19 protein-coding genes are annotated in these 19,122 nt (G+C 63.5%); 11 read left to right on the top strand and 8 right to left on the bottom strand.

Annotated features, from left to right (window positions below; all coding sequences use genetic code 11):
• Nucleotides 1-29 precede the first annotated feature (29 nt).
• Nucleotides 30-728 (bottom strand): histidine phosphotransferase ChpT, encoded by a 699-nt coding sequence (gene chpT, locus IEV58_RS08070; protein ID WP_188409244.1) that lies wholly within the window; start codon nucleotides 726-728, stop codon nucleotides 30-32.
• An 87-nt stretch (nucleotides 729-815) separates the two neighbouring features.
• On the opposite strand from chpT, the gene cysQ reads away from it, so the two are divergent.
• Entirely contained in the window at nucleotides 816-1,601 is a 786-nt protein-coding gene (gene cysQ / locus IEV58_RS08065) for a 3'(2'),5'-bisphosphate nucleotidase CysQ (RefSeq protein ID WP_188409243.1), read from the top strand.
• An 84-nt stretch (nucleotides 1,602-1,685) separates the two neighbouring features.
• On the opposite strand, the gene IEV58_RS08060 is transcribed toward cysQ, so the two are convergent.
• Nucleotides 1,686-2,072, bottom strand: coding sequence for a YHS domain-containing (seleno)protein (locus tag IEV58_RS08060; protein WP_188409242.1), 387 nt, complete (start codon nucleotides 2,070-2,072; stop codon nucleotides 1,686-1,688).
• A 260-nt stretch (nucleotides 2,073-2,332) separates the two neighbouring features.
• Here IEV58_RS08060 and IEV58_RS08055 point away from each other — a divergent pair, with 260 nt between their 5' ends.
• The 8 genes from IEV58_RS08055 (at nucleotide 2,333) to IEV58_RS08020 (ending at nucleotide 10,911) form a co-directional block, all read left to right on the top strand.
• Nucleotides 2,333-3,055 (top strand): DUF1134 domain-containing protein, encoded by a 723-nt coding sequence (locus IEV58_RS08055; RefSeq protein WP_229729280.1) that lies wholly within the window; start codon nucleotides 2,333-2,335, stop codon nucleotides 3,053-3,055.
• 165 nt (nucleotides 3,056-3,220) lie between these two features.
• Complete coding sequence (locus IEV58_RS08050) at nucleotides 3,221-4,789, top strand: coiled-coil domain-containing protein (RefSeq protein WP_188409241.1); 1,569 nt, start codon at nucleotides 3,221-3,223, stop codon at nucleotides 4,787-4,789.
• Between the two features lie 203 nt (nucleotides 4,790-4,992).
• Entirely contained in the window at nucleotides 4,993-5,649 is a 657-nt protein-coding gene (locus tag IEV58_RS08045; protein WP_188409240.1) for an extensin-like domain-containing protein, read from the top strand.
• Nucleotides 5,650-5,716: 67 nt separating this feature from the next.
• Nucleotides 5,717-6,619 carry a transglutaminase family protein gene (locus tag IEV58_RS08040; protein ID WP_188409239.1) on the top strand — a complete coding sequence of 301 codons (903 nt, stop codon included), beginning with the start codon at nucleotides 5,717-5,719 and terminating at the stop codon, nucleotides 6,617-6,619.
• 62 nt (nucleotides 6,620-6,681) lie between these two features.
• Nucleotides 6,682-7,536: a formyltetrahydrofolate deformylase gene (purU, locus tag IEV58_RS08035; protein ID WP_229729279.1), complete on the top strand. Its 855-nt coding sequence runs from the start codon at nucleotides 6,682-6,684 to the stop codon at nucleotides 7,534-7,536.
• Nucleotides 7,537-7,789: 253 nt separating this feature from the next.
• Nucleotides 7,790-8,158 (top strand): DUF1236 domain-containing protein, encoded by a 369-nt coding sequence (locus IEV58_RS08030; RefSeq protein ID WP_188409237.1) that lies wholly within the window; start codon nucleotides 7,790-7,792, stop codon nucleotides 8,156-8,158.
• 138 nt (nucleotides 8,159-8,296) lie between these two features.
• Nucleotides 8,297-9,727: a mannose-1-phosphate guanylyltransferase/mannose-6-phosphate isomerase gene (locus IEV58_RS08025; RefSeq protein WP_188409236.1), complete on the top strand. Its 1,431-nt coding sequence runs from the start codon at nucleotides 8,297-8,299 to the stop codon at nucleotides 9,725-9,727.
• An 11-nt stretch (nucleotides 9,728-9,738) separates the two neighbouring features.
• Nucleotides 9,739-10,911, top strand: a complete 1,173-nt coding sequence (locus tag IEV58_RS08020; RefSeq protein ID WP_188409235.1) for a BaiN/RdsA family NAD(P)/FAD-dependent oxidoreductase — start codon at nucleotides 9,739-9,741, stop codon at nucleotides 10,909-10,911.
• Here IEV58_RS08020 and IEV58_RS08015 read toward each other — a convergent pair.
• Together IEV58_RS08015 and IEV58_RS08010 are read right to left on the bottom strand one after the other, a co-directional pair.
• Nucleotides 10,857-11,771, bottom strand: a complete 915-nt coding sequence (locus tag IEV58_RS08015; RefSeq protein WP_188409234.1) for a class I SAM-dependent methyltransferase — start codon at nucleotides 11,769-11,771, stop codon at nucleotides 10,857-10,859. The two genes, IEV58_RS08020 and IEV58_RS08015, sit on opposite strands and share 55 nt — an antisense overlap.
• 702 nt (nucleotides 11,772-12,473) lie before the next feature.
• Nucleotides 12,474-13,412, bottom strand: a complete 939-nt coding sequence (locus tag IEV58_RS08010) for a GntR family transcriptional regulator (RefSeq protein WP_188409233.1) — start codon at nucleotides 13,410-13,412, stop codon at nucleotides 12,474-12,476.
• 148 nt (nucleotides 13,413-13,560) lie between these two features.
• On the opposite strand from IEV58_RS08010, the gene IEV58_RS08005 reads away from it, so the two are divergent.
• Nucleotides 13,561-14,628, top strand: coding sequence for an isocitrate/isopropylmalate dehydrogenase family protein (locus IEV58_RS08005; protein WP_188409232.1), 1,068 nt, complete (start codon nucleotides 13,561-13,563; stop codon nucleotides 14,626-14,628).
• A gap of 39 nt (nucleotides 14,629-14,667) precedes the next feature.
• Here IEV58_RS08005 and IEV58_RS08000 read toward each other — a convergent pair whose 3' ends face one another.
• From IEV58_RS08000 to IEV58_RS07990, 3 genes are all read right to left on the bottom strand, one after another.
• Nucleotides 14,668-14,823 (bottom strand): hypothetical protein, encoded by a 156-nt coding sequence (locus tag IEV58_RS08000; protein WP_188409231.1) that lies wholly within the window; start codon nucleotides 14,821-14,823, stop codon nucleotides 14,668-14,670.
• Between the two features lie 60 nt (nucleotides 14,824-14,883).
• Nucleotides 14,884-15,525: an esterase/lipase family protein gene (locus IEV58_RS07995; protein WP_229729278.1), complete on the bottom strand. Its 642-nt coding sequence runs from the start codon at nucleotides 15,523-15,525 to the stop codon at nucleotides 14,884-14,886.
• Nucleotides 15,526-15,591: 66 nt separating this feature from the next.
• Nucleotides 15,592-16,515 carry a ketopantoate reductase family protein gene (locus IEV58_RS07990; protein ID WP_188409229.1) on the bottom strand — a complete coding sequence of 308 codons (924 nt, stop codon included), beginning with the start codon at nucleotides 16,513-16,515 and terminating at the stop codon, nucleotides 15,592-15,594.
• 115 nt (nucleotides 16,516-16,630) lie between these two features.
• Here IEV58_RS07990 and IEV58_RS07985 point away from each other — a divergent pair, with 115 nt between their 5' ends.
• Nucleotides 16,631-17,530, top strand: coding sequence for a lytic transglycosylase domain-containing protein (locus IEV58_RS07985; protein WP_229729277.1), 900 nt, complete (start codon nucleotides 16,631-16,633; stop codon nucleotides 17,528-17,530).
• Nucleotides 17,531-17,534: 4 nt separating this feature from the next.
• On the opposite strand, the gene IEV58_RS07980 is transcribed toward IEV58_RS07985, so the two are convergent.
• On the bottom strand, nucleotides 17,535-18,947 hold the full coding sequence (locus IEV58_RS07980; protein WP_188409228.1) for an MFS transporter: 1,413 nt from the start codon (nucleotides 18,945-18,947) through the stop codon (nucleotides 17,535-17,537).
• Between the last annotated feature and the right edge of the window lie 175 nt (nucleotides 18,948-19,122).

Genomic DNA, 19,122 nt, shown 5'->3' with positions numbered 1-19,122 from the left:
TTACCGTCAGGTTGAAGTCTGACGTGAAATCAGCTTCCTGCAGTGCCTTCCGTGACGCCACTTTCCGGCTGCGCCTCCGCCGGTTGCGGCGTCGCCGTCAGGGTGACACCATCTTCCCGCGCCTCCAGGGAAACGTCCATGCGAGCGGCGCGGCCCACAAGGCCGGTATAATAAGGCTGGATCACATGGGCATCGATCCCATGTTCCGGCGCCTTCCCATCCAGAAGGTCCTCAAGGCCTGCCGGAATGCGGGAGGAGATACCTGTTGTCACGATCCGGAAGGTCATGTCGGGATCGAAGCCGCTGCCCTCCAGCGTCACATCGATCTTGCCGCCGCGCGGAATCGTGGTGGATGCAATGACGATGAGGTTGAGCAGCAGCTTCACCCGGTTTTTCGGCAGCAGCGCGCGGGGACCAGTCCAGCTGAGCTCCGCCTTGCTGTCGGCGAGGAAGGCCCGCGCGACATTCTCTGCATCGCCCGTATCGATCGAGGCACCCGCCGAACCCGCGGCACCGAAGGCGATGCGCGCGAACTGCAACCGCGCCGAAGCTTGCTTGGAGCTCTTCTTGACCAGGTCGAGGGCAAAGACGCGCATCTGCTCGTCCTTTTCCTCCTCCAGGACTTCCAATCCATTGACGATCGCGCCGACCGGACTGATGACATCATGGCAGATGCGGCTGGCCAGAAGAGCGGCGAGATCGAGAGAGTCCAGGGTAACGGCGGTCATAGGCGAATCTCGGAGCTTGGTTTTCAGTAAGAAGGTGATACACCGGCCCTCCTCCAGGGCCAAGCGCGGCCTGCCTTTATGAAGCCCATGATGCCGTCAGCGCGCGATCTCCGATCCCTTGCCGCCGCCTTCGCCGACATTGCCGACGAAGCGGGCACCATCATTCTCGACATCAAACGCCGCGGCGTTGAAACCATGATCAAGGCTGATGCGAGCCCGGTGACGGAGGCGGATCAGGCAGCGGAGAAGCACATCATCCAAAGGCTGCGAGACCTTTTGCCTGACGTGCCGCTGATCGCTGAGGAACAGGTTTCCGCGGGAGTGTTACCGGAGGCAGGCAGAATCTTCCTCCTTGTCGACCCTCTCGACGGCACCCGCGAGTTCGTCGCCGGGCGTGCGGAATATACGGTCAACATCGCGCTGGTGGAGGACGGCGCGCCTGTTGTCGGCGTTGTCGGAGCGCCGGAGCTTGGCCGTCTCTACGCGGGAGCACCGGGCTGGGCCGGGCGCCGCGATGGAACCGACAAAAGCTTTCGCGCGATCGCGACGCGGACCATGACCGATCCGCCGGTTGCCGTCACCAGCATCAGCCACAGGGATCCGCAGACCGAAGCCTGGCTGACGCGCTGGGGACGGATCGATCGCTGCTGCATCGGCTCTTCCCTGAAATTCGCGCTTCTGGCGGAAGGACAGGCCGATGTCTATCCCAGGTTCGGGCCCACGTTGGAGTGGGATACGGCGGCAGGTCATGCGGTTTTGACCGCGGCGGGCGGTGTAGTGCTGAAGCCGGACAACACGGCCTTCACCTACGGCAAGCGTGAGGAAGGTTACCGCAACGGCGCCTTCATCGCCTGGGGCCGAGCGCCCTCGTGACGCGATACTCGATCGCCGTATGAAGAAGATGAATCACCTCTTGCAGATACCGCCGCAACCCTTTGCAGCGACTCCGGAAGTGGATCAGGGAACCACCTTCACCACCAGTTCCTGCCACATGGAATTGGCTTTGGCGGCAAGGTCCTGATCACTGATGAAGGTGCGGCGCGAATCCTCGTTGCTGAAGAGATAGAGCCGCTTGTCCATGTCGCTCATGGCGAAGACGTGGCTGTCGCCTTTGACGAGGAGGCCGCGCGCGACGCCGTTGGGGTCAAAGCCGCCGAAGCGCGGCGCATAGACATCAGGATGAGCCTTGAAGGCGGCAAGGTTGCCTTCGTTGGCGAAGCGCCAGACAGCATCGCGCCAGACGAATTCATAAAGCGGGCTGCCGGGACGTGGCTTCTCGTCGGTGAAGTAGCTGACCGGGTCATAGCCGTCGATGGCCACACCATTCCATGGACTGATGGCCACCAAAGCCGTTAATCCGATGCTTGCATGAACAGCCGTTCCGGCGCTAAGCCCAACAATTAGGACGCCGGCAAGAAAAGAGCGCAGGAAATGCCTTGGGCGCGTCATAGTTTTGAGCAACCTATGTACCAACGATTCGTGGATGATGATGTCCATGGACGAAACGCTGGATAGCATGACGGGTTGGACGAGCCGGTTAACGGCGAGGATGTAGCGGGAAGACATTGGGCAAAAATTGCCCATGTCGTTAAGGGAGCGTTTCGATGCATGGCACAGCGAAGCTGTTCGCGCTGATAGCAGCGGCACTTATCACCATGGCAGCGCCACTGTCCGCGCAGGTCATCCAGGCGCCGTCAGGTGCGCCTGGCGGCAACTACCAGGGCCAGCAACCCTATGGGCAGCAGCAGCAATATGCGCCGCCGCCCGCTCAGCCCTATGGCGGCAGCGGCCAGCCGGAATCGCGCCAGTACGGCGGCCAGCCGGCCCAATCCCAGCAACAGGGCACCTACACCATCGATGAGATCGTCGGCGAAGGACACAAGTTCTTCGGCACGGTTTCCCGGGAGCTCGGCTCATTGGTGGAACGCGCCTTCCGGCAATGGGGACAGCCCAACGGCTATATTCTCGGCCAGGAAGGATCCGGTGCCTTCGTCGCCGGTCTGCGCTATGGCGAAGGCACGCTCTACACCCGCCTCTTTGGCCAGCGCCATGTCTATTGGCAGGGCCCATCCGTCGGATGGGATTTCGGCGGCGACGGCGCCCGCACCATGATCCTGATCTACAATCTTCCCTCGGACCAGGCACTCTTTCAGCGGTTCCCCGGCATCGCCGGCTCCGCCTATCTCATCGGCGGGTTCGGCATGACCGCGCTCGGCGGCAGCAACAACATGGTGCTGGTGCCGATCCGTTCCGGTGTCGGCGTCCGTCTCGGTGCCAACGTGGGCTATCTGAAGTTCACACCTGAAGCGACCTGGAACCCCTTCTGAGGCTTCGACTGACAGGCCAAAACCGCGAGCACGAGAGGACGGGAGAAACGCGCCAAAGCGCAGCATTTTAGCCACATTCGATCGAACCAAGATGCTCATCAGGCGCCCGCATCTGGAAGTCGCCTCCTAGCCGTGGCATGCTACGGATATCGAGGCGGGCCGCTAATGATCGATATCTTTCTCCATGTGATGCTTGGCTTTCTGGCCGCAAGCTGTTTGGCGCTTGCCGGAGGCCGCATGTTGTGGTCTCGCGCCGTGCGCCTGACCACGCGCCGTTTGGAGAACCAGCTTCCGTCCAGCGTCGGTGAAATTGTCGCGGCACAGGATATGATCCGTGCCGAAAGCGCCATCCGCATCCGTGCTTTGGAACGCACCGTCTCCTCCTTGCGGGCAAAGCTCGTTGTCGCCGAAGCGGCGGCGGCCAGCTCCGATACCGAACGCACCCGCTACGCCCTCGACCACAGCGAGAAAGCCACCATCATCGCGGCAATGGAAACCCGCATCGCCGCGCTTGAGGAGCAGCTGAGTGAGGCGCAGGGATCGGGCGCCGAGGCTGTAGCGGCCCGTGACAAGGCCCGGGAGGAATTCGCCGCGCTTCGCAAGAAACTCGATGCCGACAGCCGGGCTCTGGCCGAAGCACGGGTGGAACTGAACGCCCAGAAGGTTCGTCTTGTTGCCATGGACGTCGAGACCGCGAACATGCGCTCGGATCGCGACAATGGGCGCAGTGAGCTGGCCAGGTCGGCAAACCGTCTGGAGGAAGCCGAGGGCAAATTGAAAACGGCGCTTGAACGATGCGACGAACTTTCCGCGCAGCTTAAGGCCGCGACGGCCGAGACCACCGACAATTCCTCGCGACTGACCGATCTGAAAAAGCAATACGATCGCCAGACTGCCGAACTCGGCGACATCCGGAAGGCTCTGGCGGAGGCCACCGCAAGCGCCGAAGCGCTGAAGGCGGAACTTGCCGAACGCAGCGCTCATGTCGACAAAAGCCGGGCTGCCCGTGACATTCTCGACCGCAAGTTGTTTGAAGCGGAAACCGCGCTGAAGGCGGCCGACGAACGCTCCATGCGTGACGCCAAGCGGGCCGACCGGCTGGCGGAGGAATTGGAGGAGGCGAAAAACAGCCGAGGCGAATGGAAAAGGCGCGCTGAGGTTGCCGAGACGGAACGCAATGAGCTGGCCCGGAAACTTCCCGCCGAGATGAAGGCGCTGGAGCGCAAGAGCGTGGAGCGCGAGGCAGCCTATGCGGCCGAGACCAAGCGCCTTGAAGCGGCGCTGAACCGGGCGACGAAGGAACATGCCAAGGCCCGGGCAGCTGAAGCACGCGCCGTGGAACGCGTGAAGGCGCTTTCGCAGGAGCTGCTTGCCGCCCAGAACGGTCCCGATGGCCAAGCCATATTGGAAGGCGAACTTGCCAAGGTGCGCACGGAAAAAGCCGTACTGGAAGCTCAGCTCGCGAGCGCCCGTGCCGAATGGTCAAAGGTCGAACGTCACATCCAGCGCAGTGTCGAAGCGGGGCCGGATGCGAGCGGCAAGAGCGGCAACGCCGTTCTGCGCGCCCGGCTCGATATGCTGGCCGACGAGATCGCCCTCTTCGCGGGTGCTGAACTGCCTCCGGCAAGCGGCCTCGTCACTCCCCTTCCCTCCCGGGCCGAGACCACTGTGGTTCCCCTTGCGAAGGGCACGGAAACCGCACGCACACGGAATCCCGTGGGCGCGGCGGGATAAGGCCTCGCGGCTTGCGGCTCTCCCTCCCGATTGCCGCCTGCCTGCTGGCCTTTTCCTCCAGCGTTTACGCCGTTCCACAACCTGAGCCGCGGCCGCGGCGCTCCGAACCGCCGCAAGTGGCGGCACCAGCGCCACAGTCTGCCCCGGCGCTTCCTCCGGAACGGCCGCCACATCTGAGACGTATCCATGATGCCTTCAAGGATGTGCCCACGATCTCAGCGCCCTTGCCGCAACCGCGACCGGCAAAACTCACCGATACGGCAAAGGTCCAATCGACGGCACCCGCCAATCCGCTGGCGACTGCGCCTGACGCCGATCCGGCGTGCGCCGCGCTTACCGCCAATGGGCAACTCGTCTTCGAACCGGCGCCGCCCATCGTCAACGGCGCCTGCGGCGCCCCTTCCCCCATCAAGGTTTCCGCCATCAAACTGGCGGATGGCGGCTCCGTTGCGATATCGCCGGCAGCAACGATGCGTTGCGCCCCGGCGCAGGCCCTTGCCGACTGGGTACGGGGGGATGTGATCCCAGCCGCCCGTCAACACCTCAGGGAGCCTGTTGTGGAACTGAGGAACGCGGCCTCCTATGACTGCCGCGGCCGCAACAGGGTCAAGGGTGCGCGGCTCAGCGAACACGGTAAGGCCAATGCCCTGGACATAGGCGCCTTCAAGAAGGCCTCGGGCGGCTGGGTCGAGGTGGGAAAACTCGGCCAAGCCAAGGGTTTTTTTGCCGAGGTGCGAAAGAAGGCCTGTGGGCGCTTCACAACGGTGCTCGGTCCAGGGTCAGATGGATATCATGAGGAGCATCTTCACCTGGACCTCGCGCAGCGTGGCCGCAACAAACGCGCCCTCTACTGCCGTTAGCGTTTCGGCCAGAGTGAACGAAAGCGCCGCAGTCGCGTTATCTCGACGACACCGCCGGAGATGATTTTTGCGAACGCTGACGATCCGCCACAACACGGTCTATCGCTACAAGCGGCCCGTGACGTTCGGCGAACATCGCCTGATGCTGCGGCCGCGCGACAGCCATGATCTGCGTCTTATCTCGGCGGATCTGATCCTCTCGCCCCGGGCATCCGTGCGCTGGATCCATGACGTGTTCGGCAATTCGGTCGCGGTCGTCATCTTCGCGGAACCGGCCGCCGAACTGAAGGTGGAGAGCAAGCTCGTCATCGAGCGCTACGCGCTCGACGCGCCTCGTTTCGAGTTGGACGACAACGCCCACAACTATCCCTTTATCTATTCCGCCGACGACCGCACCGACCTTGGCCGCACGCTGGAGCGACATTATCCTGATCCCAAGGGCCAACTCGAGGCCTGGGCGCAGGGTTTCATCGCTTCGAGACCGACCGACACGCTCGCCTTGCTGGCTGACATCAACGCCACCATCAAGGACGCCTTCACCTACAACACGCGCTGGGAGGAAGGCACCCAGACACCACTGGAAACGCTGGAGCTCGGCTCCGGCACCTGCCGCGATTTCGCCCTGCTCTTCATCGAGGCCCTCCGCTCCCTCGGCTTTGCCGCGCGCTTTGTCACCGGCTATCTCTATGATCCCGCCCTCGATGGCGCCGCCGACAGCGAAATCAAAGGCGCCGGCGCGACCCACGCCTGGGCCGAAGTCTATCTTCCCGGCGCGGGCTGGATTGAATACGACCCCACCAACGGCATCATCGCCGGCGAAAATCTGATCCGCATCGCCGTGACGCGAGACCCGCACCAGGCGGTCCCGGTTGGCGGCAGCTTCGACGGGACGCCGGAGGATGGCGACGGGATGACGGTCGAGGTGGAAGTGACGAGCGCGGGGCGCAGCGCCCGCCGGGCCGCCGCCTGAACTTGCCATCGGCGGCACCGAGCCTTATGAGCGCGGGGTTCCTCGCAAAGGATTTTCCTGCCTTGTCACGCGGCATCGTGCTCACCCTCGCCTGTCCCGACGCGCCGGGCCTCATCGCCGAAACCTGCGGCTTCATATTTCGCCAGGGGCTCAACATCATCGAGTCCGCGCAGTTCACGGACCAGACCACCGGCACCTTCTTCATGCGCATCGTGGCCGAGCCCGTTGCCGGCGAGAGCGACGCACAGGCGCTTTCAACAGCTTTCGAGCCCATCGCCGCCGAGCACCGCATGCGCTTCACCATGGCCGACCGCAGCCACCGCCTGCGCGCGCTCATCATGGTGTCGAAGTTCGACCACTGCCTGAACGATCTGCTCTACCGCACCAGCATAGGGGCCCTCCCCATCGAAATTCCCGCAGTGGTGTCCAATCATCGCGACAGCTACCAGCGCGTCGCCGCGCACGACATTCCCTATCACCACATTCCCATCAGCGCGGCCACGAAGGAGCGCGCGGAGGCCAAGCTCGCGGAGATCATCGAGGACGAGCGGATCGACCTCATCGTCCTTGCCCGCTACATGCAGGTGCTCTCCCCCAGCCTCTGCCGCCGCTTTCCTGGACGCGTCATAAACATCCATCATTCCTTCCTACCCAGCTTCAAAGGCGCGAAGCCCTACCATCAGGCTTTTTCCCGCGGCGTGAAGCTGATCGGCGCCACCGCGCATTACGTCACCGAGGATCTGGACGAAGGCCCCATCATCGAGCAGGAGGCCGTGCGGGTCGATCAGGTGACTGGTCCGGACGAACTGGTGGCCCGGGGCCGCGACGTCGAGGCGCTGGTGCTGTCCCGCGCGGTGCGCTGGCACGCGGAGCATCGCATTCTCCTCAACGGCACCCGCACCGTCGTCTTCAAGTGATCTTGCCAAGCGCCGGCTGCGCGAGCGATTATTCTCTTTCCGTGCGGGTCTTCAGGCACGGCGAAGTAAAAATCTTTTGCCCTGCCTTAGACTTGCCGCCAATTCGCCATGAATAGGCCGGGTAAAGCGCGAGTAAACCATTGAAACATTTCGTTATTCCAAGTGGTGAACAACTTCGCATCATCGCGCGTTAACCTCCCGCTTGGCCGCCTGTGCGGTGAGGCACAGGTATTAGATAAAATGGGAGGCTTAGATGAAAGCCATTCTGATTACCGCAACCGCCGCGTCGGCCATCGCTGTCGCCACCTTCGGCGCACATGCGCAGACGACCATCACCACCACCACGACGCAGCCCGCGCCGCAGGTTGTGTTCACGCCGGAACAGACCACTGTCATCCGCCGCACCTTCGTTGAAGCTCCTCCGCCCGCCGATCCGATCGTGCTTGATGAGGATCTGATCGTCGGCGGCATCGTGCCGGGCTCCGTGCCCCTGCAGCCGGTACCCTCGACCATCGTGACAGAGGTCCCGAACGCACAGAGCTACCACTATGCCGTGGTCGGCAATGAGGTGGTCTTCGTTGAACCCTCGACCCGCCGCGTTGTTGCTGTGATCAACCAGTAAGCCGCAGCGTGGAAGGCTACGCACCCCGGTGGCTCCGCCGCCGGGGTGGCTCTATGTCCGGCTGTTGCGATCCGGTTCTCTTTGTGGTCTGACGAGGGTCAGCCGCTTTGCCGGCGCTAGGTTGAAAGCCGAGGGTGCATGACTGTTCGTGGCAGCCGGATCGTGCCGGTCATCCTGTCGGGCGGGTCTGGCTCCCGTCTGTGGCCGTTGTCGCGCCACGAAAATCCAAAGCAATTTCTGCCCCTCGTCGGTGACAGCAGCCTTTTCGAACGGACTGTCCGCCGCGTCGGCGATCCCACGCGCTTCACGCCCCCGGTCGTCGTTGCCAGCAACGATCACCGTTTCCTTGTTGCCGAGCGCCTGCGCGGCCTCGGGCAGACTCCTGAGACCATTCTGCTGGAGCCCTGCCCCCGCAATACGGCGCCGGCGGCTGCAGCGGCCGCCCTTTTGTCCCTGCGCCGCAATCCAGACGCCATGGTCCTGCTCATGCCGTCCGATCACATCATCGCCGATGAAGCAGCCTTTCATGCGGCGATCGAACAGGGACGTCCGGCGGCCGAGGCAGGGCATTTCGTGCTCTTCGGCATGCCGCCCAGCCACGCCGCCACCGGCTATGGCTACATCGCGAAGGGCGATGCCCTGACCGTTGCCACCGGCGCGCATCATGTCGAGCGCTTTGTCGAAAAGCCGGATCGCGAGACCGCGGAGACCTACCTCGCGCAAGGCGGTTACGTGTGGAACAGCGGCATCTTCCTCCTGCCCGCAGGCGAGCTTATCGATGCTTTCGCCAGATATGCCCCAGAGGTTCTGGACGCTGTCACGGCCAGTCTTGATCGCGCCGCGGCCGACATGGACTTCCTGCGGCTCGATCCCGCCTGTTTCGAAGGGACCCCCTCCATTTCCATCGACTACGCCGTAATGGAAAAGACCGATCGCGCGGTGGTTGTTCCCGCCAGCATGGGCTGGGCCGATCTTGGCAGCTGGTCGTCGCTGAAGGAGATCGAACAACCGGACGAGGCGGACAATGTAGCCGTAGGCCCAGTTGTGACGCAGGATGTCTCAGGCAGTTATCTGCGCAGCGACGGGCCTCTGATCGCCGCGCTTGGCGTAGAAGACCTCATCATCGTGGCGACGGCCGATGCGGTGCTCGTTGCCCACGCATCGCGTGACCAGGAGGTGAAGGACCTCGTCGCCCGCATCTCGGCCGAAGGTCACGCCACCATCCACGACGCCACGGTCTATCGGCCATGGGGCTTCTACCGTTCGGTTCATGCCGGCGACCGTTTTCAGGTGAAGCGCATCACGGTCAAGCCCGGAGCGCGGTTGTCGCTGCAGGCGCACAAGCACCGCGCTGAACATTGGGTGGTGGTCAACGGCACCGCGCTGGTGACACGCGACGACGAGGTGTTCGAGTTGACGGAAAATCAGTCCACGTTCCTGCCGCAGGGCTGTGTTCACAGGCTGGCGAACCCCGGCACCGTCCCGCTCAATCTCATCGAAGTACAATCTGGCAGCTATCTCGGCGAAGACGACATCGAGCGGTTCGACGACGATTACGCCCGGACGTGACGGGACATCCGATGCATCCATGGGACGTGATCATCATCGGCGCAGGCGCCGCCGGCATGATGTGCGCCATCGAGGCCGGGAAACGTGACCGAAAGGTGCTGCTGCTCGATCACGCCAAGGCGCCGGGTGAGAAAATTCGCATCTCCGGCGGTGGGCGCTGCAACTTCACCAATCTCGATACCAGTCCGAAGGCTTTCCTGTCGCAAAATCCGCGTTTCTGCATATCGGCTCTCAGCCGTTTCACACAGCATGATTTCATCGCTCTCGTGAACCGTTACGGCATCGCCTGGCACGAGAAGACGCTGGGCCAGCTCTTCTGCGACAGTTCCTCCCGGCAGATCATCGACATGCTGGTGACGGAGATGAGGAAGGCAGATGTGACGCTCAGACTGCAGACAAGTCCGTCTGACGTTGCAAGAACCGACACCGGCTTCCGCCTCTCACTGCCGGAGGGAGAGGTCAGCTGTTCCTCACTCGTCATCGCCACCGGCGGCAAATCGATCCCGAAGATGGGAGCGACCGGTTTCGCCTACGAGCTCGCCGCCCGCTTCGGCCTCAGGCTGGTGGAAACGCGCCCTGGTCTTGTGCCACTGACCTTCGATCCGGCCATGCTGCAGCGCCTTGCGCCCCTGGCGGGTGTTGCCGTGGAGGCTGAGGTCTCCTGCGGCAAGCAGAGTTTCCGGGAAGCCATGCTCTTCACCCATCGCGGCATCAGCGGTCCCGCGATCCTGCAGATTTCCTCCTATTGGCGCGAAGGCCAGGAGATCAGGATCTCCATGACCCCCGACATCGACATCTTCGATGCGCTGCGCCGGGCGCGTGCCGAGAACGGCCGCCAAAATCTGAAGACCGCGCTGGCGAGCCTGCTCCCCCGAGCACTGGCGGAGATCATCGCGGATGGCACCGCCGGAAACATAGCCGATATGCCCGACCGCGAGCTGCGCCGGATCTCCGATGCTGTCTCCTCATGGCGCATCAAGCCGGTTGGATCGGAAGGCTATCGCACCGCCGAGGTCACGCTCGGCGGTGTCGACACGCGCGACCTCAATTCCCGCACCATGGAAGCAAATGGCGTGCCCGGCCTCTATGTCATCGGCGAGGCCGTCGACGTGACCGGCTGGCTCGGCGGCTACAACTTCCAATGGGCCTGGTCGTCCGGCTGGAGCGCCGGGCAAGCTACGTGAGGCAAGCGGGCCTTGAGCGCAAAGCGGTACCGGCCGAGCAGAAGTTCCTCCACATCGTACTCGGACAATTCCTGCCGGATCTCATCGGTCAGGAACTCGCCGCCAAGTCCCTCTTCGACGTTCCACTCCTCCGCGATATGAAAGTGGCGTCGGAACAGGCGGCGATAGTATTCCAGCCTGAACTCGTTGAGGTAGCAATCCGCCCTCGCCCTCCGCTTGCGTAAATGCTCCCAAGGCTCCGTCCGGCGCTGGTATCGGTCCGATAGGAAATCCGCATACCATTCGGTCAGATGGCCACCTGCAATGCCGCTGAAAACATCCGGCATCACCAGGGCAACGCCCTGCGGGGAGAGCCATTTTGCCATCCGGGCGCAGAGGATCTCCATGACGTCGGGCGGAAGATGCTCGAAGACATTGTCCGAGTAGATGAGGTCGATGCTTCCCTCGGGGATTTCCATTTCGGCTGCGTTCCCGACGTCCAGGCGCCTTATGTCGATCCGCAGCTGCGCGCCCGCCTCGCGAAGCGCCTTGTCGAGATGGCGCCGCTCCGCCCGGTCGAACAGAAAATGCCGCACCGCCGACTTTACGAGCCGTCGCGAGCCACCCGCTCGGGCGATCGATCTGAACTCGCTCATGGAGCCCCTGATGACCGGGGGATCAAGATCCACTCCTCGCGCGTCGTAGCCAAGCGATTGCAAGGCAAGCAGGCGCATCGGCCGCTGACCGTATCCGATCTCATAGATCCGGGCTTCCCGCAGGTTCCGGCCGGTAAGACGGAGGAAGGCCGTTTCCAGATCAATCGTCGAGCGGACGACGGCTCTGTAGGGCGCCCGCCCCTGCTTGAGCAGGCGCATTCGCATGCGGAAGAACCGGTAGTTCTCCGCCACCCACTGCCGGGAAGTCGGGCTCTGCCCGACTGATGTTTGACTCGATCGAGCAGCAGGAGCCTTGGAGGACCGGGGCGCGCGCATCGACATCAAGCGACCTCCGATGGTGTGGTGCGACTTACTTCGTGCATGGCAACATGTGGCAGAGGTCTCAGATGTGGAGGACGTCATCTACGACTTTGGATCCGCCGGCATCTCCGAATCCTACGGAAAGCCGTGGAAGTGCGTACGTCTCGGTTTTTGAGCATTGCTCAGCCGATGCTCGTGACGGCAGCCTCCCGCTTGAGAGAGCAGCCTGAGCCCCGCAGTGTCGCAAGAGCCGTCACCTCCGTAAACAAAGAAGATGTCGGAAGTTCACCGGCACCTTGGCAGAATGGCGGCAATAGACGCCGAGCGATCACCGAAAAAACGACACATAGGTATCAACACATGAGGCATCAGGATCATCCAACTAGAGGATAAATAGTTGCAAACCGCAAAGTAAACACTTGCAATAGGAAACAATGCTCTTATCGCACTGGCTTCGCGCCCGCCCTCTATTCGCCCATGCCCTCCTCTCCCGATGACCGTCGCGCAGCTTCCGTCCACCGCCGCTATCTTCGTTTTTGGCTTCTTGTGAGGCACATCGGCGGCTGGCTGACCGCCTCGCGGTGCCCGGGGCGGCTTCCCCCGCAATCAGCCCAGCGGATCGAGCCTGAGAGCGGAGCCGGCCTTTTTTGCAACCGCCTTCTCCAGATGCAGCTTCAGCATGCGGGCTGCCTCCTCACGGTCTCCCGCCTCCAGCGCGTCGATGATCTGAAGGTGTTCGGTGCACTGAGAGCTGAGGCGATCGCGATCGATGATCGCACGGTACTCGAAGAGCCGCCGCATCCGGTTCACCCGCACCAGCGACATATGCATGAAGGAGTTGCCGCTCATCCGCACCAGTTCCTCGTGGAACAGGGCGCCGTTTTCGATCAGCCGCTCGGCAGGCAGGCGGGCAAAACCCGTTTCCAACATGTGCTCCTGAATGCGCCGCTGCTCGCCAAGCGCCGTATGATCCAACTCGAATGTGGGCTCCAGCAAGGCCGCCGGCTCTACGACAAGGCGGAAGCGATAGATCTGCGTGAAGGCTTCCGAGGTCTTCGCTACCGGCAGGAAGCGCCAGCCATAACCCTGCTTGGGCTCCGCCCAGCCCTCGCGGCTGGCGCGTACCAGCACATCCGACAGCTGAGCCCGCGTCAGCCCGTAGCGCTCGCGCAGCATCTGCTCCGTCACTTCGGCGGGAATACGATCATGCAGCCAATCCTCCGCCAGCATGCGGTATTCCGGCCGCGCCTCGCGGGGCAGCTCATCGCTTTGGGCCCCCTCGGCATGGGTGACATCGGATCGGACAAAATAGCCTCGGTTCGGACGCTGCTCGATCAGTCCCTCCACGGCCAGGAAAGCAAGAGCTTCACGGACCGGCGAGCGTGAGACACCGAAATCGTCGGCAAGTCTCTGCGTTGCGAGCTTTTCGCCGGCCACGAGCGATCCCGCGCGGATCAGCCCCGCAAGCCGCCCGGCGAGTTCACGCACCAGAGGGCTGGCGCTCGAGGGCGTCTCCTTCGCGGCAATGGCGCCGGATGAAAGCATAGAGTCAGCTCCAGATCGAAACGGGCAGCAGCGCTTCATCGCACTTCCCGGCTACGAATGCCAAAATATGATTTGCACTTTTTGCGCAAGAAAGCCAAAACGGACAAACAACACCGGCGGCCTCGCCGCCTTTGAGGGAGAAGCCTAAATGCGTTTTCTTGTTGTGCCGTGCGACGGCATCGGGCCTGAGATCACCGCCGCCACCATGGAGGTTCTGGAGGCCACGAACAGTCGCTTCGGCCTCGGCATCACCTCCGACTATGAGGACGCCGGCTTCGTCAGCCTGGAGAAATACGGAACCACTCTGCGCGACGAGCTGATCGAGAAGGCCAAGACCTACGACGGCATCATCCTCGGGCCGCAGTCGCATATGGACTATCCCGCGCGCGACAAGGGCGGCGTCAATGTGTCGAGCGGGTTCCGCGTGCGCCTCGACCTCTATGCCAATGTCCGCCCTGCCAGGAAGCGCTCCTTCCTGCCGGGCAAGGACATGGACCTCGTCATCATGCGCGAGGCCACCGAAGGCTTCTATCCCGACCGCAACATGTACAAGGGCATGGGCGAGTTCATGCCTACAGAGGACGTCGCGATCTCCATGCGCAAGTTGACGGCCAAGGCCTGTGAGCGCATCGCCCGCGCCGCCTTCGAGCTCGCCATGAAGCGCAGCAAGAAGGTGACCGCCGTTCACAAGGCCAACAACTTCATCGTCACCGACGGCTTTTTCATGGACTGGGTTCGCAAGGTGCACAAGGAGTTCCCGGAGGTCACTCTCAACGACGTCCTGATCGACGCCATGGCCGCCCATCTCGTGCGCGATCCCTCGCGCTACGACGTCATCGTCTCCACCAACTTCTATTGCGACATCCTCTCCGACCTCGCGAGCGAGCTCTCAGGCAGCCTCGGCCTCGCCGGTTCCATCAACGCCAACAAGGAGGCCAATCTCGTCTGCGCCCAGGCGCAGCACGGCTCGGCCCCTGACATCCAGGGCCAGAACGTGGCCAACCCCTCCTCCCTCATCCTCTCCACCGCGATGATGCTGAGCTGGCTGGGCGAAAAGCGGGGCCTGCCCCTCTTCGAGCAGGCGGGCGCCGAAATCGAGCGCGCGGTCGATGCGGTTCTGGAAGATCCCGCGGGCCGCACCCGTGATCTTGGCGGCACCCTCAACACCGATGCCTTCGGCACAAGGGTCGCCCAGGAGATTGCTCGAGGAGCCTGACCCAGATCAGGGCGGATCTGCCAAGGTCCGCCCTCCCCGTCAGCCGCCCGGCTGCCGCGTGGGAACATCCTGGATATCCGTCGGATTTGGCCCGGGATCAGCGACATAGTTCTCCCAGCTCAAGACCACGATGATGAGCGCCGCCACCGCAAGCAGCCCATAGAGCACGATCCGCCCCGTGTTGTTCTTGTTCATGCCGACCTCCTGAGATGGAGGAAATCCTGAAGATGCCGGCTTGTTCCGAGAACTGGCACGTCAGGCGAAAGAGCCCTCGCGCAGGAAGTGCAGCGTCTGGCGGATCACCTCGCGGTTGAACATCATCATGGGATGGGTCGTGTGCAGGGTGATGTGATCGGCCTCGCCCTCCACATGCGTGGCCGCCACCGACACTTTGCCGTCGTTCGGCCGCGGGATCACCAGAAGGGACGATATGAGATTGATGCTTCGATCGCCGGCGATGACGCCCACCGGATAGTCGATGCGGCCGAGCACTGCTGCAAGCGCGTCCGTTTTCGGCGTGACAAGCTCGCTTCCCGCCGGGCCGAAATAGGCACGGTAGAAGCGGTTCCTTTCCAACAGATCGGCCACCTCGCTGCCGCTGTTGGGCGGACCGAGCATCACCACGCGCCCCAGCCGCGCCGGGCGATGCCGCGCGAGATAGGCGCGGGCCACCAGCCCTCCCATGGAATGCGTCACGAAATGAAGGCGACCGTCGACCCGGGCGGAGAAGCGCTCGATCGGCTCATGGACGCCTCGCGCCAGATCGGCAAGGGCCTGTCGACGTGCCGGATAATCAAGATTGAGCGTCAGATAGCCCTGCCCCGCGAGAGCTCGCTCCATACGCCGCATGGAGGCCGCCCGCCGGGCGATCCCATGAAGAAGGACGACACCGTCCAAACCCCACGCCTTTCTAAAACAAAAGAAAATCAATGACTAAGACCAAAAACCTGAATCAGCCTCCCATCACGACGGCCGGCCGTCCGCAAAGATCGCCAGAATGTCTGCCACCGCGCGATTACAGGGCGTATCGATACCGAGCCGGCGGCCCTGTTCAACGACGCTGCCGCTGAGCCAAGGCACCTCAAGCCGGTTTCCGGTCTGCAGGTCATGAAACATGGAAGCGATCATTTCGGGCGGCAGCGTGTCGGTGAAGATCAGTCGATTTTCGGCGAAATCGGGAGCAAGATTGACACCATTCGCCCGCCCCACCGTCACTACCTCCTGCATTAGGTCACGCAGGAAGGACCTCGCCTGCGGGTTTTCCCGGATCACGCCGATGGGCTGGCGCATGGCGGTCGTAACAGCCGACAGCCCTACCAGAAAAACGAACTTTTCCCAGATATCCCGCTCGATATCAGCACTCAGCTTTGCCGAGATTCCGGCTCGCGCACAGGCGGCCAGAAGCGCCTCGGCGCGGGAGGAGCGTGCGCCGTCATATTTACCGAAGCTGAGACCCTGCATCTTGCCCTTGTGCGAGATGACGCCCGGTTTCTCGATGAAGGCCGAGATATAGCTAACGCCGCCCATCAAGGATGCTGGCGGCAACCTGTTCTTCAGCACCTCGTCCTTGTAGATGCCGTTCTGGAACGAGACGACCGTGGCGCCCTGCTCTGCCAAAGGACGCACGGCCTCGACCGCCTCTTCGGTAGACCAGAGCTTCACGGCGATCATCACAAGGTCGATCGGCCCCGCCTCGGCGATATCTTCGACTGCTTGGACATCCCGCAGCATACAGTCGCCGAGCGGGCTGCGGATGAGGAGGCCCTTCTCCTTCATGGCGGCGAGATGCTGGCCCCGCGCGACGAAGGTCACGTCCTCGCCGGAGGCCGCGAGTCGACCGCCGAAATAGCCGCCGACACCGCCGGCACCGAAAACCGCTATGCGCATTGGCTTGACCCCCGAGAGGTGCCCCAGACAAAGCCGCTTGCCATCAAGCCCGGCCCGTTGCAACCCTTAAGCCACGGGAAGCAGTAATTCAGAGGCTTGGCGTCTGAAGATGCGCATGCTGAGAACCCTTTGCATTCTGATCACGATCCTCTCCGCGCAGAGCGCCCGCGCCATGGAGGATGGCGCATCTACTTCCGCGCCGACACCGCCCGCCACGCTGGCGGCGGCGCATGGCAAGATCGGCCCTGGCATCATCTGCGACCTCATCGCGCTTCACGCGGGCGAGGTCGGCATGTCGGCGGATTTCTTTGCCCGGCTGATCTGGAAGGAAAGCCGCTTCGATACCGCCGCCATCTCCCCCGTGGGCGCGCGCGGCATTGCCCAGTTCATGCCCTATACCGCGCAGGAGCGCGGGCTGGCCGATCCCTTCGACCTGTCGGAGGCGATCCGGCATTCCGCGCTTTATCTGCGCGACCTTAAGGCGGACTTCGGCAACTGGGGCCTGGCGGCGGCGGCCTATAACGGCGGCCCGAACCGGGTGAGGGATTGGCTCTCCAACGGCGGCTCGCTTCCCTTTGAAACCGAGGACTATGTCTTCGCCATCACCACACGGTCCGCCGACTGGTTCCGCGACGCCGGCCGTGAGATCGAGGGTCGGCCGCTCAGCGAAGGCCGGAACTTCGCGGAGGCTTGTCGCGACTTGCCCATCATGCGCACGCGCGCCCTGGCAACCGCTCTCAATTCCAACGATCCGGCCGCTCCCCTGCCACCCTGGGGCGTTCAGGTCGCGGGCAATCCAAACAGTTCGGCGGCAAACAGCATGTATCGCCGCACCCAGTCCCGCCACGCCACCATCCTGGAAGGCCGCAAGCCCATCGTCCTCAAGACTCGCACCGGCAAGGGGCGGCGCACCATCTTCGCCATCCGCGTCGGCGCCACCTCGCGCTCGGAAGCCGAACGACTGTGCAACAGACTCAGACGCGCCGGAGGCGCGTGCAGCGTCATGAGGAACTGACGGCTCAGTCCACCACAGGTGCCTCTGGTGCGGGTTTCGACGGCCGCTGATGACGCAGAAGGCTGAGCACCGCCGCCACGGCGGCCGCGACGGAAGCGGCCTGAAGCAGCGTCGGTGCAGCGCCCACGCCGAGCCAGTGGAAACCGGCTGCCACGCTCACCGCCCCGGTGGTCTGACCGAGAAGCCGGGCCGTTGCCAGCATGCCGCCGGCGGCGCCGCTCCGCGCGCGCGGCGCGGAGCTGACGATGGCGCGGTTGTTGGGCGCCTGGAAGAAACCGAAGCCAAGCCCGCAGACCACCATCCGCCAAGCGATGTCGAGCGTGCTGGGGTCGTCGCCCATCATGGACAGGGAGAAGAGGCCGAGGGCGAGAGCGGCGAGACCGGCACCACCAAGAAGCCCGGCGGAATAGCGGTCGGCGAGCCGCCCGGCGATGGGCGCCGCGAAGGCGACCGCCAGCGGCCAGGGCGTCATCAGAAATCCTGTTTCCACCACGCCGCGTCCGAGCACGCTCTGGAACAGGAATGGCAGGCTGACGAAGGCCAGCATCTGCGCCGCGAAGGAGGTGATGGAGGTGGCGATCGACAGCGAGAAGACCCGGATCCTGAGAAGGTCGAGCGGCACCAGCGGCGTCGGGCGGTGCCACTCGCGCCGCACCAGTACCGTCCCGCAGACAAAGCCGGCCGCCAGCAGCGGAAGACCGGTTCCGGCGCCTTCCCGCGCCAGCGTCTCGGCGCCGAACATGATCAGGCCTAGCGTCACCGCGCTGAGGATCGCCGAGAGATAATCCGGCGCGCGACCATGTCCTTCTGTCCGAGGCAGGGCATGGAAGGCCACCGCCAGCGCCAGAAGTCCGACCGGCACGTTGATGGCGAAAAGCCACGGCCATGGACCCACGCTGAGGATCAGCGCCGCGACGGTTGGCCCCACTGCCGACGCGACCGAGACCACCAGCGCGTTATAGCCAAGGCCGCGCCCCAGCGTCCTTGAGGGATAGGTGGCCCGCACCAGCGCGGCATTGATGCTCATCACGCAGGCCGCGCCGATGCCCTGAAAGACGCGTGCCGCGATCAATCCCGTCAGGCTCTCCGCCAGTGCGCAGCCGAGGGAGCCGACGACGAAGATCGCAAGCCCGGGAAGATAGACGCGGCGATAGCCGATACGGTCACCCATCGCTGCCAATGGCAGCAGCAGAACGGTCACCGCCAACTGATAGGCATTGATGATCCACACCGAAAGCGCGGCCGAGGCGTCGAGCTGCGCGGCGATGGTGGGAAGCGCTACATTGGCGATACCGGCGTCCAGCACCGACATGGCGATGGCGAGCCAGATGGCGAGCGCCGACCAGTAGCGCTGCGGAACTGGCAGGCCATCAGCTTCGGAGGGCGGTGTCGCGGAGGCGCGGTCGGGGGGCTTCATTGAGGCATGTCGCTAACGTCTCTTCCCGTTTCTGTCAAAAGCCGACACGGCGGAAGAGATGTCGATCTTCTAGAAAGGTGCGGGATCACCAGCAATGGGCTGGAACCTCATTCTCAACATCAGCGAGACGATCAGGTTCCCTCGTCGCTGGCGACAGCATCGGCAGCGATGCCGT

It is taken from the genome of Agaricicola taiwanensis, from assembly GCF_014635245.1.
GTDB classification, from domain to species: domain Bacteria; phylum Pseudomonadota; class Alphaproteobacteria; order Rhizobiales; family Methylopilaceae; genus Agaricicola; species Agaricicola taiwanensis.
Note: the sequence above shows the minus strand (reverse complement) of the source record. Positions and strands in the feature narration are given on the sequence as shown.

What these genes read in the sequence shown, in the direction of transcription:
- chpT (WP_188409244.1), bottom strand. Translation starts at nt 728, where the DNA reads ATGACCGCCGTTACCCTGGACTCTCTCGATCTCGCCGCTCTTCTGGCC.
- cysQ (WP_188409243.1), top strand. Translation starts at nt 816, where the DNA reads ATGATGCCGTCAGCGCGCGATCTCCGATCCCTTGCCGCCGCCTTCGCC.
- IEV58_RS08055 (WP_229729280.1), top strand. Translation starts at nt 2,333, where the DNA reads ATGCATGGCACAGCGAAGCTGTTCGCGCTGATAGCAGCGGCACTTATC.
- IEV58_RS08050 (WP_188409241.1), top strand. Translation starts at nt 3,221, where the DNA reads ATGATCGATATCTTTCTCCATGTGATGCTTGGCTTTCTGGCCGCAAGC.
- IEV58_RS08030 (WP_188409237.1), top strand. Translation starts at nt 7,790, where the DNA reads ATGAAAGCCATTCTGATTACCGCAACCGCCGCGTCGGCCATCGCTGTC.
- IEV58_RS08025 (WP_188409236.1), top strand. Translation starts at nt 8,297, where the DNA reads ATGACTGTTCGTGGCAGCCGGATCGTGCCGGTCATCCTGTCGGGCGGG.
- IEV58_RS08020 (WP_188409235.1), top strand. Translation starts at nt 9,739, where the DNA reads ATGCATCCATGGGACGTGATCATCATCGGCGCAGGCGCCGCCGGCATG.
- IEV58_RS08015 (WP_188409234.1), bottom strand. Translation starts at nt 11,771, where the DNA reads ATGCGAATGCGCCTGCTCAAGCAGGGGCGGGCGCCCTACAGAGCCGTC.
- IEV58_RS08010 (WP_188409233.1), bottom strand. Translation starts at nt 13,412, where the DNA reads ATGCTTTCATCCGGCGCCATTGCCGCGAAGGAGACGCCCTCGAGCGCC.
- IEV58_RS08005 (WP_188409232.1), top strand. Translation starts at nt 13,561, where the DNA reads ATGCGTTTTCTTGTTGTGCCGTGCGACGGCATCGGGCCTGAGATCACC.
- IEV58_RS08000 (WP_188409231.1), bottom strand. Translation starts at nt 14,823, where the DNA reads ATGAACAAGAACAACACGGGGCGGATCGTGCTCTATGGGCTGCTTGCG.
- IEV58_RS07990 (WP_188409229.1), bottom strand. Translation starts at nt 16,515, where the DNA reads ATGCGCATAGCGGTTTTCGGTGCCGGCGGTGTCGGCGGCTATTTCGGC.
- IEV58_RS07985 (WP_229729277.1), top strand. Translation starts at nt 16,631, where the DNA reads ATGCTGAGAACCCTTTGCATTCTGATCACGATCCTCTCCGCGCAGAGC.
- IEV58_RS07980 (WP_188409228.1), bottom strand. Translation starts at nt 18,947, where the DNA reads ATGAAGCCCCCCGACCGCGCCTCCGCGACACCGCCCTCCGAAGCTGAT.